The organism is Mycobacterium sp. 1245801.1 (assembly GCF_001673055.1).
Classification (GTDB): Bacteria; Actinomycetota; Actinomycetes; order Mycobacteriales; family Mycobacteriaceae; genus Mycobacterium; species Mycobacterium europaeum_A.
Map to the genome: position 1 here is coordinate 1 of NZ_LZKY01000083.1, position 12,177 is coordinate 12,177.

A 12,177-nucleotide genomic window follows, 5' to 3' on the forward strand; every position below is an offset into this window, starting at 1 on the left:
CGTAGGCGGCGAATGCCGCACGGAGCGATGATTTGTTTATCTCGCTCACTTCGAGCTGCACCACATTTTCGGCGGCGGTGGTGGGGGGTTGTTCATATCCGGCGGAGGAGGCGGCGGGGTGGAATTAGAGCTGTCAGTGGAGGACCCAGAACTGAACGTTGGATTCTTCGACGCGATAGCGCTGATATTGGGAACATATACTTTATTCATCACTAGTTGCGCGTATGAGTTGTAATTCTGGTCCAGAAGATCCCTCTGATTCGGAAAAGCAAACCATGACTGGTAGTACGCCGGCCAGTCCTCGACTAAGTACCATCGTGTTTCGAAAATGGTGTGTGCAAAAGCATCAATCAGGTTACCCAACGCTGCCGCTCCTGCCCCCATCGCCGCCGGCTCGGCTAGGGATTGGGTAATGTTCGCTATGGCAGCATCGTGCGTCTGACCCTGCCATTGATTCAAGTCTTCTTGCTTCCGTAACGCGTCGTTGAATGCGTCTGTTGCCGAAGTGATGTTGTACGATGTCGCTCGCCAAGCGTTGCCATTTCCGTTATCGAGAATGCTATCGGCATGAACAAAATCTGCCATCAGCTGCAAATAACTCATTTGCATGAAGTCTTCAATAGGAACTGATTCGGCGGTCGTATTGCCGCTGATATTGTTGAGCAGGGAGCTCAAGTCAAACTGTTGTACATCGCTGTTTTTAAGGTTCTGTAAGTTATTTATGTCATCTTGCGTGAGATCGTGGTCCGAGATATTGATCCCATTATGTTGCAGCTTGGTGAGATCTATCTTGTTAGAGATCGCCCAGTTGACCAGGCTATTGACGTCGGCTTTCGAAATATCGATACCGGGATGGTCCAGGGCATCGAGACTTATCCCGTTCTGCACCGCATATTCAACAAGATCCGTGACGTTGGCCTTCGACAAATCGATAGCAGGATTATCCAGCGTATCGAGACTTATCCCGTTCTTCAGCGCGTATTCGATAACGTCAGTGACGTTGGCCTTCGACAGATCATAACCGTCGTCCACGAGGGCTTGGATACCCCCTAGGGAATCCAAGTGTGATTCGATAAGGCCATCGATGTAGCTGGTATCGTTGGAATTTCCCACGGCTGAACTCCGATACTAACCGGACTCGATAAGACGATTACACGCGGCGTTCACGGTCGCTTCGAATGCATCAAGGTAAGCCAAATACTTGTCCATCGACTTCTGCGCGCCGGTGAGGCCAGCAATGTCGAGTTGCAAATTCTGTTTTGTCAGATTCGCGGAGTGAAGGTCACCGGGATTACCGAGCGACACCTGGTTGTTCATCTTGTTGCGCTCGGCCTGTAGCGCATTCCGGTACGTTTCGATGATCTTCAGGTACTGGTCGCGAGTGGCGGTGGACAACTTCACATCAGCCTTACCGTTGTTCTGCAAATCTTTCAAGCCTTGAGTTAAATTGTCGATGTTCGATGTTTGGCCGGGTGCCGAAGCATTATCAGGTGGCGGCGTACTATTGGTGTTCGAATTGCCGCTGTCTGAATTATCACTGCTTGCCATGGGTCACAACCTTTCGAAGGTTGGAGCCCGGGCGCCGCACAATTACAGCGCCCGGGTTCCCTGCCGATAGTCAGAACTGCGCAGCGTGCTGGGCGTCGAGGGCCTGCATGAGTTGCTGTTGGTCCTGCGCTTGCTGCTGCGTGACTGTCATGTCTTGCAGCACATCATCGAGCATCGAATTGATGTTCCGCTGCGCCTGATCGAGCGCGTCCGCACCTTGGCCCTCATACACCGTAAGCAATACGGCGAAGAGGTTGCCGATTTCTTCCCTGGCGTCGTGAATACCACTAAGGCCGCCCCTGACGTCCGTCAGCGAGGCATCATTCTGTTGGAAGTTGTAGAGAATGTCGCTCATGACTTTGATGCTCCTTTAGCCCTGGTCCGCGTTCTGGACGGCGTTTATCTGCGCCTTGGCGGTGTCCACGATCTGGTTGAGGTTGTTGATGATTGTGGTGATGTCGTCGTGCTGCGTCGCTGACAAGTTGCCGTACTTCGTCGCGCTGCCGCCCTGCCAGCCCGAAGTCAGCATGGTGGTCTGCGTCTCGTGAATATTGTGGAGCGCCTTGAGCGCATTCTGGCGTGCATCTTCGATTTGCCCCAGTTTCACCGGCGCCTGACCCGGATCAAGTTTGAGCGTCATTTGTTTCTTTTTCCTTTCTCATTGGTGTTTGATGCTGCGGGAAAACCGCTTCTCACCTGCCACGGCGCATCGCTGCTACAACTCACCCCATTTCTCCTCGGCGAGATTGACGAGTTGGGCGATCGCCTGACCGACAGCTTGATCAGAACCGGCCTTGAGGGTGCTCCACAGTTGTCCGGTCGGCGAGGCGCTCGGGGCGCTGATGATGCGCCCACGCCTGGTGTAGAACACCGCGACCGCGGCAGGACCCCGCGAAATCCTGTCATCACTGCCGGCCAGCGCGTAGTAGACGATTTCGGCGAATGCCCGCCGCGACGCCAACGCCGAACCGAGCAGGTTCGCGGCATACGATTCCGCCCCAAGAAATCGGATGCGGTCGGCCAGCTGCACGGGATCATGGGTGCCGGATAGGCTTTCGACCATGTCCAGCAAGGGCGCTCCCACGGGCTGAACTTCAGCGGGCTTGGCACGTGGTAGCTCAGCGAGCAAGGCCGTCGACACCTCCCGCAACTCGACCCCGCGGCCGATGATGCGCAACAAAATGTCATCGGCGATCCGGCGCGCCAGCACGCACAGCGTTCCTCGTCTCGCGACGCTGACGCCGGCGGTGCCGTCAGGCGTCACCAACCTCATGGCCAATTCCCGATCCGGCCGTTGCAATGCCTCCAGTACCGGCACCAACTCCGGGTGCAAATCACCGGCGACGATCAGATTGCGCCCCACTAGTTCTCGAACCGCTGTATCGATCGCCGCTTCCCGTCGATCGATAGTCGTGTGCCGCGAACGCGACGCTAGAACGGCCGGCAGGTCATGCAATCCGACACACGACGCCGCGACCCGAAACTGATCGTCGGTCAATGTCAGTTCGTGTGACAGTGCCGCGGTCATGGCGTCGACCTCTTGTCAGCGCCGATAACAGGCGGGGAGACCCACCGATTTGAAACTTGCTCCAGTGTGGGCTGCGCCGCATCGGCGTACTGGGGCGGTTCGGGTTCGGCGGGCGCGGCGAGTTCGTCGAACACTGCGGTGTTCGCGCCCCAACTGACATGCGACACGACCACAGGCGAATCGCTGTGTTGCGTTGCAGGCAGCCACGACGGGTCGCCTGGGGCGATCCCTGCGCCCGGCTCACCGCCACCATCGAGGGTTACCGCCAAAGATGATTGGTGCTCACGGGTGCCGGCGCCGCGTGCTAGCGCCGCCATCGGACCGTACCCGCCACCCATACCTGCCATACCAGACGCGCCGCTGGTGGCTTCGATCTTGACGGACTCCTTGGGGTTGGCGCTCGACTTGACCGCATTTGCGCGGAATGGCGCCAACGGCGGCGGAGGCGGCACAGCTGCGCCGCCCCCGCCGCCGGGATGAACGCTGCCTACCCCGTCATCGTCCGATTTCGCGTGCCGGTCGGATTCGTGCACGTCGCCGCGGCTGACGTGCGGCACGGGGGGCTGTTGCCAAGGTGCGGCCAACCCGCTGCATGCTTCCTCGTACTGGTACATCACCGCTGACGCGTTGGCCTGATGGGCGGCCAGCGCCTGGTCGAATTCGGCGAACTGCCCGTTGAGTACCGCACCGTTGTACGCGGCCAGCGACGCCATGACGTCGTGGGCGGTCCTGGTCTCGATCGCTTCGGATACGCTCGGCATCGCCAACACCGCGGCGCTATAGGCGACTGCCGCTTGCTCGGCACGCCGACCGTTGTCGGCCGCGCACAGACTCGCGGACCGCAGCCACTGGCCGAACTCGTCGAGTTTGCGGGCCACCGCGTCGGCGCCCCGGCTGGCAAACGAAGTCTTTATTTGGTCGACAACTTTGTCGTATTCCTTAGAGATGCTTGCCCATTCGTCGGCCACGCGGACCCAGGCGGCACCGGCCTGGCCGACCGGCATCGGTCCCGGGCCGGTGGTCAGGCCGCGGGCGAGCTGTTCCGCGCTGCGCGACTCCCATGCCACATTGGTAAACCCCATGCCCTGACCTCCTCTCCTTTCCAGAACTGACTGCCGCAACCCGATCCGCCCGTCAGACAGCGAAGTCCTGCTCGGCCCCAACGATGTTGTCGGTCTGGGCTCGCAACGTCGCGGCAATTTGGCGGATCGCATTGGCGCCTTGATTAGCAAGCTCGCGGAAATCGGCGTGGACATTATTGAGCGTTGAGGCGACACGTTGTGAGACCTCGTCACGAGCGGGGGCGGCCACCGCGAGGTTTGGCGCCTCCGCCTCCATCAGGTTCTCCGCGCGACTTGCCAATTGGTCAAGACCCTGGGTTGCATTGACCAGGTCGGCCGGCTGCATCCGCAAGTCAGCAGTGCTCGTCATGACTGAACTCCTTTGCTAGATGGTCATGTACTAGATGGTCAGGTCGATCTGCGGGCTGGCGATCGTTTCCTTCACACCGATCACCGGTGGGGCGACGGCGCCGAGGTCGCCGATGATCTCGTCGCCCTGGTCGGTGGTATGCAGGAAAGCCGCGGCATTGTGGCTCTTACCGACACCGGCATTCGCGCCGCGTGCCATTGGGGCGCCACCCATCATTGGGGCACCTCCCATGGCGGCGGGCATGACGGCTTCGCCGTTTGTCACCGCCGCGCTGGCCGTGTCGTCTATTGCCGTCATTGGCATCTGCGCGGCCAACCGCGACGGAAACGTCCCGACCGCCATAGCGCCGGCCCCGCCGTGGCTTGCGCCACCGCCGCCATGCTCACCTTTGTGGTGGGCCGGATCCTTGCCGTCGGGTTGTCCCTGCTGATCTACGCTGCCGGCCAGCTGGGGCGGCGCGCTCTGTCCGGCGCCGGACTGGATCGCTCCCGTGGCTGCGCTGACACCTTCCATCGCCGGCATGGCCAGGCCAGTTGCGAGTTGCATCATCGGAGAAAAGGACGACCCCAGCGCTGATGAGCTGCCGAGCGGTGCACCAAGCGCGCTGGCCGACGCAGCAAGCGCTCCGGGCGGAGCAGCGAAAGCGGCCGCCGGAGCCAGCGACCCGGCCTGAGTCGCCGCCGAGGCGGCAGAAGTCCCAAGCGATGTGGCCGGGGCCGCGGCAAGGTTCATGCCCACCCCAGGCGCCGAGGTGATAGCGACCGGAGCCCCGGCCGCGGTGACATTTGCGGCTTCGACGCCCAGCGAGCTCTCAAGTTGGGTCACCACCTGGGTGGCTTGCGTGATCGCCTGGTTCGCCGCCGCGATGGCCGCAGCGATGCCCCACGGAAAGATGATGTTCGGGCCGATGGCCGCCAGCGTCGCCATGAACTGGTTCACGATCTCGACAAGCTGCGCTTGAGCCTGCTGAACGCTGGCGGTGGCCGCCGAGAGGCTAGCGGCCAGATTTTTCGCCTGGCTGGCCAGGTCGCTGCCGTTCGTCAAGGCAGCCGCCGTCTTTGTCTGGGCGGCGGATGCGGCCGTCCCCTGCCATGCACCGGCGAGGTCACCTAATGTGCTTTGCGTGGACTGCCCGGCCGACTCGAGCGCGTTCGCGATGCCACCGAGCATCTGCGTCGGATCCAGGTCGCCGAACTGTCCCGAACCCAACGTTCCCAGTGCGTCGAGTACCGGTTGAATCAGCGCGGTGCCCAAGCTTGAGAGCATTCCCAGATTCTGAGCGCCTGCATTTGGCGTGCCATTGGCATCGCCCTGCGCTGTTGGAGTTCCGGTATCGGTTGTCGCTCGAGGCGATGCGGCTTGCGGCAACGGCGGCACATCCAAGCGCTCGAGAATGCTGTGCACCGGCTGATTGAGGTAGTCGGCGAGGTTTGTTTCGCTCGCGTTGATGGCGGATTTCGGGTCGGCTTTTGCCTCCGCGGGCGCTACCAAAAAGGAGGACGGCGGCTCAAGCGCAGTGCGTTGCAGCGGTAACGAAGCCGGACTTGCTTGCGGTGCAAATGTCATTGCGAGCCAATGTCATCCATTGTCAGCAGCGACAAAGGACATCGCTGCCAACGCCGTCTGTGCCCCGATTCCCGCGTGTACCCTGCTCAGTTCCAGGGTGGCCGCAAGATGGTTGGCTTGCGCTGGTCCATAGGCCGCGAGATAGCTGGCCCCAATGGGGCCCAGCGCCGCGGCGGCGGCACCCAGCATTGCCGCTGAATCGGCCGAGCCTGCCGCCGAGATCATGTCCGCCGCAGCGGTGTTGGCAGCAGCGAAAGCCGCTAGCCCGGCAGGAACAACTGAAAAGACCACCGAACTCTCCCTCCCTGAACCGCGATATCGCCGGCCCCGACCGAGGTGACCCGAAGGCACTTGGCCGTGTCGCTGACCCAGCGACTCCTCAATCGTGTCCTCACCGAGACGCCACCGCCACGACACACCTCCTCTTTGGTGAGAGGCTTCAACTCCCACGCCACGACACAGCGGCCAGGGTGCCGACTGCAGCTAGCTGTGATCTGGGTGATGCCGAACATCGTGTAAGCCAACGGCTTTCCGTTGTTCACGCATGTAACTCGGTGGTCGTCTTCGTAGTCCTCAGGGCGGCACACGAGTCTGTGGGCTGATGAGCCGCCGGCGTGCTTCATCACCGCTCGGGTTCGGTCGTGGGAAGCCACCCCAAGGTGAGGTCGGGTAGGACGATGCCGGTTGTCAGGGCCTCGAAGACGGAGCGCACTGCCTCCCGGGCTTCCGCCCGGCGCGATACCAGTGACCACGTCCAGTATGGTGCAGGCGGAGTTATGGTGCGCCGCATTAGGTTTGCAGGCACCGCGGCGTTCTGGGCTTTCGGGGAGTTGAGCACCGGCCGACCCAAGCGGCGGACGTGCTGGAAAAACATGGCGCCGGCAATTCCGCCATCGCTGATGTGTACCGTTTGGGCGCCCGTGTGGGTAGAGAACAACTCGCCGTAGCGATTCCAGGAAGACCAGCTGGTGGAGTCGCTGTCGAGCAAGACCACAGTGTCCGCTGCTGCCACCGCGCAGCCATCCCCGCTGACAGCGGTCGCCTGGAGCTGTTGCGCGCCGATGACACGGGCCTCGAGGCCGTACTCGTCGAGTTCGGGAGGCTGAACCCAACAGATCGCCAGGTCAATGCCGCCTTCGGCGACCCGGGCGACTTGGGTATGTGACGGCAGCACCCAGGTGTCGATGTGGACATTCGCTACCGCCGCGGTCCGCTCGAACAAGTTCGCAGGAAGCCAATCGACATAGCCAAGCCGGACGGGATCAGAATCCGATAATCCAATTGCGCGACGACGCAAGAGATCTGCTTGATCAACGAGGGCACGCGCAGCCGGCAACAGTGCCGCGCCGGTGGGCGTAAGGGTGACTGAGCGGCGATCGCGCTCGAACAGCGGAACTCGCAGATTTCGCTCGAGAACCCTGATCTGTTGAGAAAGTGATGGGCCGGCAATCCGCAGGCGCTTTGCGGCGCGACCGAAGTTCAGCTCTTCGGCGACCACTATGAAGTAGCGCAGCTGACGCAGTTCCACATGAAATGTAACGGCGAAAGCATCGTGGACATGACGCTAGTGCGACAACAGCCAACCTTAAGCAACGAATCGTGCTGACACCGCGCGTATCCAAGCTTCGACGCCCGACCCGGCCGGCGGAACATCCCCGGGGCGCCGCGGCCGCCCCGGCTCCGATGCGGCACTTGACCATTGCACGGCATAGCGGTCGCGCAGCTTGCCCAGCGTCGCCTCGATGCCCGTGGCCTTGGATTCAAGGCCCATCAGCTCGTCCTACGTCAAGGCGCGCCGGCGTCGCGGTAGTCGAATGTCGGGTCTACAGCTTGGATGAGCCGAGTGCGTTGACAACGGTGCTGCATCCGGTGGTCAAGCGATCTCGACGACGCACATGGCAGTCGCTGCGGCGGCTGCCGACGAAGCCGGTCAGTCACTTGGCCTCTACTTCAATCTTCGTGCTAATACGTTGATCTCACCCGGTACCAGCCAAGGCTCGGCTTAAGGATACGGTCTCGGAAAACAAACTCTGTGCGTTTGTTTAGCCCCGAGCCTTACTGAGCTGCCTGGCACCTGCGCCGCACCTCCGTGCAGTGCTAGATAAACCGCCCGGCGAATGTGCTGGCCGGGTTTTCTCGTCGTTAATCGGGGCGGACAACGTCGAATTGCCGGTGTTGTTTAGGAAACGGCGATCACCTGTCGCGAGCATGGAAACCCATACCGACCACTCATCACCTGACGCGATACTCCAGGTGGTTGGTGCGGGGCCCGTCGCGCAACCCCGGCCCGTCTCGCCAGCGTCGATTCACGCCCACAGCAAGCATCTCAGACCATTCGCCGCCGCGCGTCACGCCGCACAAAGTCATCCGCCACGCAAGAGCCGAACCCCGAGCATCAGAGCTGCGCCAACATATTCACTTAACGTGTCTATATGCGCGCCTTGATCCATGACACCACATCATCGAGCACCTGGTAGCGTTCCGGTTCGCAAAGGACCGCGTGGTACAGACCGGCGTAAACCCTCAGCTCGACATCGGTACAACCCACGAATTCGACCAGTCGCCGACTGCCATTGACGGTGACCAGCTGGTCATCTGAACCATGCACAATCAGCAATGGCGCAGTCAGTGCTGGCGCCCATTGAGGCATCGTCTCGCCCACCCGCAGCAACGCGCGGCACACACCGGCGGGGATCCTCCCCTGATACACCAGCGGGTCAGCAAAATGCGACACAACCGTGTCGGGATCACGAGACATGGCACCGTCGTCCACTTGCAACACAGGCAGTCCCGGAACCAGGCCGCCGAGCGCCTTGATCATCACCGCCATGAAAGGGGCAATCAAAGTTTGAACCGCAACCGCCGGAGCCGACAGCACCATCAAATCATCGCCGGGCGGCCGACTTCGCTGCTGGCCGTAGCAAGCCACGATTGCACCGCCCATACTATGGCCTAGCAACACGCGCTTGAGACCAGGATGGTCATAGCTGGCGATCTCGATCAGGGCGGCAAAGTCAGCAACGTATTGCTCCATTCCCCGCACCACTACCCGGCTGCCACCGGAGCGGCCGTGGCCACGGTGATCAAGTGCATAGGTGAGAATTCCGTCTTCGCCCAACCGTTGCGCTACGTGATCGTAACGGCGGGCATATTCGCCGAACCCGTGCGCCAGCACAGCAACTGCGCGCGGCGGCGTGCTGGGCATCCAGACGTCATAGACAATCCGCACCCCTCCGACACCATCAAAGGCCCGCTCGTTGCGAGCTATATCCCATCGACAGCGATGTGCGCGGCCGGCGTGAGGTAACCGGATGTCGCGCCCGAGATTGCTCCCGTTGTCCGATGGCTCATTGTCATCGTGGCTATCGTCGACCATCACAGGTCTCCCTTGTGTTCGTGTCCGTCATCCCTGAGCGCCGCACTGCTCAGGGATCGCTCCTTTCGACGCCGACTTGGACAAACTCTGAAGCCAGCTGGCACCCCTGCTCAGCGCACACCCTTCGACGCACACGATTCGCACCTTTCCCATCGGCCACCCTCCGCTGCCGACCGGACCTCGATCGCCCGGTAACTGCGGTGTTGAGAAAAAATCAGCCCGGCCCAGGGATGGCTTAACCCTTCCGTGCACATCGAAGCTCCGACGTCGACAGCCACATCCATCGTTTCGTGCGATGAAGCCGAAATCATCGGCCACATCACGTACGAATCGTCCAGGAGGGGTCGTACACGGACCCGCCAGTTAACGCGCGAGCGTGCTTAGCCGCCTAAGACACCCGCTTACGGTCCAACAGGACCGGCGCGCGTCCAGGTGTGAATTCCAACTCGCCAACACACGTCTACTCGAGCAGGCTGCGAAAGATCACTAACCGAGACATGCTGGTCACTGCACGATCGTTAGCCCAAAGAGCAGCGCTGGCCCACAACCAAGGCCCACAGTGTCAACCGACCAACAGCGGGTCAATCGTGCATAGCTCACGAGCCTGACCCCTACACCGCAGCTCACGGGTGCGATCTAGCCCCGAGCGCGTCAGCCGTGACAGCTGTGACTGATGTTGCGGCGTGTCACCTCGGCGTTAGTGCCGGTGTGCGGCATGCTAGCCCGGGGCGGATATCCGCCCCGGCGAGTCCCCGGCGGATATCCGCCTCCGTCTAGCTGCTGAGAAGACCAACCGAAAGGACCCGAAGCCACCGGCGGCCCAACCGCTGGATCACTGGGAACAGCCACACAACTGCACAACGCCATACCCACCGCACAACAGGCGCCACTAACGGCGAAAACCCCCGGCCCGAAGGCCGAGGGCAGCCGGTTCGAGTTGCCGCTCGAACCGAAAAGGCGCTTTCGCGAAAACCCCCACCTTGAAGGGAATCGTCATGAAAGACGCATTCCACGGTAGCGCACGCCCTGCGCACGGTCTAGGTACCGCCTCCCGTGGACCCACTCACACCCTCGTCCGCCCCTACCGCGGCAGCAGCCCCTCAGCGCGGCGCCGCGGCACCGCCCGCACCGCCCCCGCCTGGGTCCAGCGTGCGGGCGCTCACTGCATCGACCGCATCCCGCGCATCGTCCTGGATCTCGACGCCCCCTGGGCCGCAATTCCGTGCTGGAGCGGCCGGGCCCGGCGCTGGGCGCACGCCACCGTGCCCCAGGCTTACCTGCTCCACTACGACACCCGCGTGCGACCCGTCATGCCCAACAACCCGGTCAGTCTCAACTCCCTTGTCGCCGTGGCCCAAGCACGTGCCTCCTTTGCCGATCACCGCACCGGACGCGACTGCCGGCCGACCAACAACCAACTTGCCCAGATGACCGGCCTGTCAGTGCGCACCATCCAGCGCGCCTCTACCGCGCTGCGACTCCTCGGTGTCGCCACCGAAGTCATGCGCGGGCGGCTGCGCACCAAAGCCGAGCGATTCGCCAGCTGGCGAGTTGGGGATAACGGGCGCGGTTGGGCCTCCGTGTGGGCCCTGCACGACTGCCGTCTCCGACCGCTGTCACCCCACCCCGCAGGGTCGCTTGTAAATCAAATAACCTCACCTCACTCAGTTCTCACCACCCCACACCGGCGCCAACGCGCCGGTAGCAGCGTCGCTCCGCGCCGCCTCAGCCCGGAGCCCCGGGCTCTCGCCCTGGCAAACAAATGGATCCGCAGCGAGCAAAGCCCGCCCTGGGCCCGTCGGTACAACACCGGCACACCATGGGCCCGCGTCCTGGCCGGACCGGCCCAGCACGGCTGGACACCGCGCGACATCAACACCCTCATCCAAGACTGGATCGGCACCGGGCACTGGCTGCCCGACAGCCCGCACAAGCCGATCGGGCTGCTCGGGGCGATCCTGGCCGCTCACGGCGATCTGACCCACCGCCCCGCGGCCTACGACGAGGCCCGCGAGCACGAAGAACTTGCCCAAGCCCGCGCCCGCATCGCCGCCCAGCTCGCCGCCCGAGAAGCCAACCGCAAAGCCCGCCAAGCCGGGCGCGCCGCCCTGGCCGGTCCGGGCCGCCAAGCAGCCCGCAAAGCGCTCGACGACATCCGCGAACGGGCCCGGCTGCGCCGCTACCACAACCCCGACCCGGACGGCGTCCGGTGAGCCCCTCCCCTGTCCCACCGCCACCGACGAAAACGCTGCCCTGCCAACGTGATCCGGAGCGCTGGTTTAACCGGCGACACCGGCGCGACACCCTCGCTGCATGCCTGAACTGCCCGGCCCGACCATGGTGCGCCCAACAGGCGCTCACCTGGCACGCCTGCTGGGGCATGTGGGCCGGGGTATGGATCGACGGCCAGCACACCGACGCGGCGCCCTACCTGCACGCCATCGCCGCCGACCACCCACTCCCCCACCCGCCGCGAACACTTCTGCCGGCGAAGGGTTTTCGGTCCGGGCGTGGCTGCGCCGGCGGCGGCTGACGAGCCGGTCGAAGCTATAGCGGCATTGCTCGGTGAGCACTTCGCAGTGCCCGCAACTGCGGGCGAGCATGGTGGCCGCTGTCGAGGATGGCCCACCGGCGGCTGGTGCGCGGTGCACCGCCACCGACGAAAACGCTGCCCTGCCAACGTGATCCGGAGCGCTGGTTTAACCGGCGACACCGGCGCGACACCCTC

13 protein-coding genes are annotated in these 12,177 nt (G+C 62.8%); 2 read left to right on the forward strand and 11 right to left on the reverse strand.

The window, feature by feature from the left end; translation table 11 throughout:
- Window positions 1–45 precede the first annotated feature (45 nt).
- The 11 genes from A5622_RS28905 to A5622_RS05145 all read right to left on the reverse strand — a co-directional run bounded on the left by A5622_RS28905 (window position 46) and on the right by A5622_RS05145 (window position 9,341).
- Complete coding sequence (locus tag A5622_RS28905) at window positions 46–1,113, reverse strand: hypothetical protein (RefSeq protein ID WP_156752844.1); 1,068 nt, start codon at window positions 1,111–1,113, stop codon at window positions 46–48.
- A 15-nt stretch (window positions 1,114–1,128) separates the two neighbouring features.
- The gene (locus A5622_RS05105; RefSeq protein ID WP_156752845.1) at window positions 1,129–1,548 is read right to left on the reverse strand and encodes a hypothetical protein; all 420 of its coding nucleotides are present in this window, start codon (window positions 1,546–1,548) and stop codon (window positions 1,129–1,131) included.
- 70 nt (window positions 1,549–1,618) lie between these two features.
- Window positions 1,619–1,903, reverse strand: coding sequence for a hypothetical protein (locus A5622_RS05110; protein WP_066859920.1), 285 nt, complete (start codon window positions 1,901–1,903; stop codon window positions 1,619–1,621).
- A 15-nt stretch (window positions 1,904–1,918) separates the two neighbouring features.
- Entirely contained in the window at window positions 1,919–2,188 is a 270-nt protein-coding gene (locus A5622_RS05115; RefSeq protein WP_066859917.1) for a hypothetical protein, read from the reverse strand.
- Window positions 2,189–2,263: 75 nt separating this feature from the next.
- The gene (locus A5622_RS05120; RefSeq protein WP_066859912.1) at window positions 2,264–3,076 is read right to left on the reverse strand and encodes an ESX secretion-associated protein EspG; all 813 of its coding nucleotides are present in this window, start codon (window positions 3,074–3,076) and stop codon (window positions 2,264–2,266) included.
- Complete coding sequence (locus A5622_RS05125) at window positions 3,073–4,158, reverse strand: PPE domain-containing protein (RefSeq protein WP_066877096.1); 1,086 nt, start codon at window positions 4,156–4,158, stop codon at window positions 3,073–3,075. The genes A5622_RS05120 and A5622_RS05125 overlap by 4 nt, the downstream gene beginning before the upstream one ends.
- Window positions 4,159–4,210: 52 nt before the next feature.
- On the reverse strand, window positions 4,211–4,507 hold the full coding sequence (locus tag A5622_RS05130) for a PE family protein (protein WP_066859906.1): 297 nt from the start codon (window positions 4,505–4,507) through the stop codon (window positions 4,211–4,213).
- Window positions 4,508–4,537: 30 nt separating this feature from the next.
- Window positions 4,538–6,073 carry a hypothetical protein gene (locus A5622_RS05135; RefSeq protein WP_156748704.1) on the reverse strand — a complete coding sequence of 512 codons (1,536 nt, stop codon included), beginning with the start codon at window positions 6,071–6,073 and terminating at the stop codon, window positions 4,538–4,540.
- A 12-nt stretch (window positions 6,074–6,085) separates the two neighbouring features.
- Complete coding sequence (locus A5622_RS27855) at window positions 6,086–6,364, reverse strand: hypothetical protein (RefSeq protein WP_082990454.1); 279 nt, start codon at window positions 6,362–6,364, stop codon at window positions 6,086–6,088.
- A gap of 331 nt (window positions 6,365–6,695) precedes the next feature.
- Window positions 6,696–7,601 carry a LysR family transcriptional regulator gene (locus tag A5622_RS05140; protein ID WP_082994530.1) on the reverse strand — a complete coding sequence of 302 codons (906 nt, stop codon included), beginning with the start codon at window positions 7,599–7,601 and terminating at the stop codon, window positions 6,696–6,698.
- A 900-nt stretch (window positions 7,602–8,501) separates the two neighbouring features.
- A complete protein-coding gene (locus tag A5622_RS05145) occupies window positions 8,502–9,341 on the reverse strand; it encodes an alpha/beta hydrolase (protein ID WP_066859972.1) in 840 nt (279 codons plus the stop codon).
- Window positions 9,342–10,444: 1,103 nt separating this feature from the next.
- On the opposite strand from A5622_RS05145, the gene A5622_RS30580 reads away from it, so the two are divergent.
- Both A5622_RS30580 and A5622_RS28910 read left to right on the forward strand, forming a co-directional pair.
- Window positions 10,445–11,662, forward strand: a complete 1,218-nt coding sequence (locus A5622_RS30580; protein ID WP_197507952.1) for a helix-turn-helix domain-containing protein — start codon at window positions 10,445–10,447, stop codon at window positions 11,660–11,662.
- Window positions 11,659–11,982: a WhiB family transcriptional regulator gene (locus tag A5622_RS28910; RefSeq protein ID WP_232002872.1), complete on the forward strand. Its 324-nt coding sequence runs from the start codon at window positions 11,659–11,661 to the stop codon at window positions 11,980–11,982. The genes A5622_RS30580 and A5622_RS28910 overlap by 4 nt, the downstream gene beginning before the upstream one ends.
- The last annotated feature ends 195 nt before the right edge of the window (window positions 11,983–12,177 follow it).

Excerpts from the sequence above, each read along its gene's own strand:
- A5622_RS05120 (WP_066859912.1), bottom strand. The coding sequence starts at position 3,076 with ATGACCGCGGCACTGTCACACGAACTGACATTGACCGACGATCAGTTT.
- A5622_RS05115 (WP_066859917.1), bottom strand. The coding sequence starts at position 2,188 with ATGACGCTCAAACTTGATCCGGGTCAGGCGCCGGTGAAACTGGGGCAA.
- A5622_RS30580 (WP_197507952.1), top strand. The coding sequence starts at position 10,445 with ATGAAAGACGCATTCCACGGTAGCGCACGCCCTGCGCACGGTCTAGGT.
- A5622_RS05130 (WP_066859906.1), bottom strand. The coding sequence starts at position 4,507 with ATGACGAGCACTGCTGACTTGCGGATGCAGCCGGCCGACCTGGTCAAT.
- A5622_RS05105 (WP_156752845.1), bottom strand. The coding sequence starts at position 1,548 with ATGGCAAGCAGTGATAATTCAGACAGCGGCAATTCGAACACCAATAGT.
- A5622_RS05110 (WP_066859920.1), bottom strand. The coding sequence starts at position 1,903 with ATGAGCGACATTCTCTACAACTTCCAACAGAATGATGCCTCGCTGACG.
- A5622_RS05125 (WP_066877096.1), bottom strand. The coding sequence starts at position 4,158 with ATGGGGTTTACCAATGTGGCATGGGAGTCGCGCAGCGCGGAACAGCTC.
- A5622_RS05135 (WP_156748704.1), bottom strand. The coding sequence starts at position 6,073 with ATGACATTTGCACCGCAAGCAAGTCCGGCTTCGTTACCGCTGCAACGC.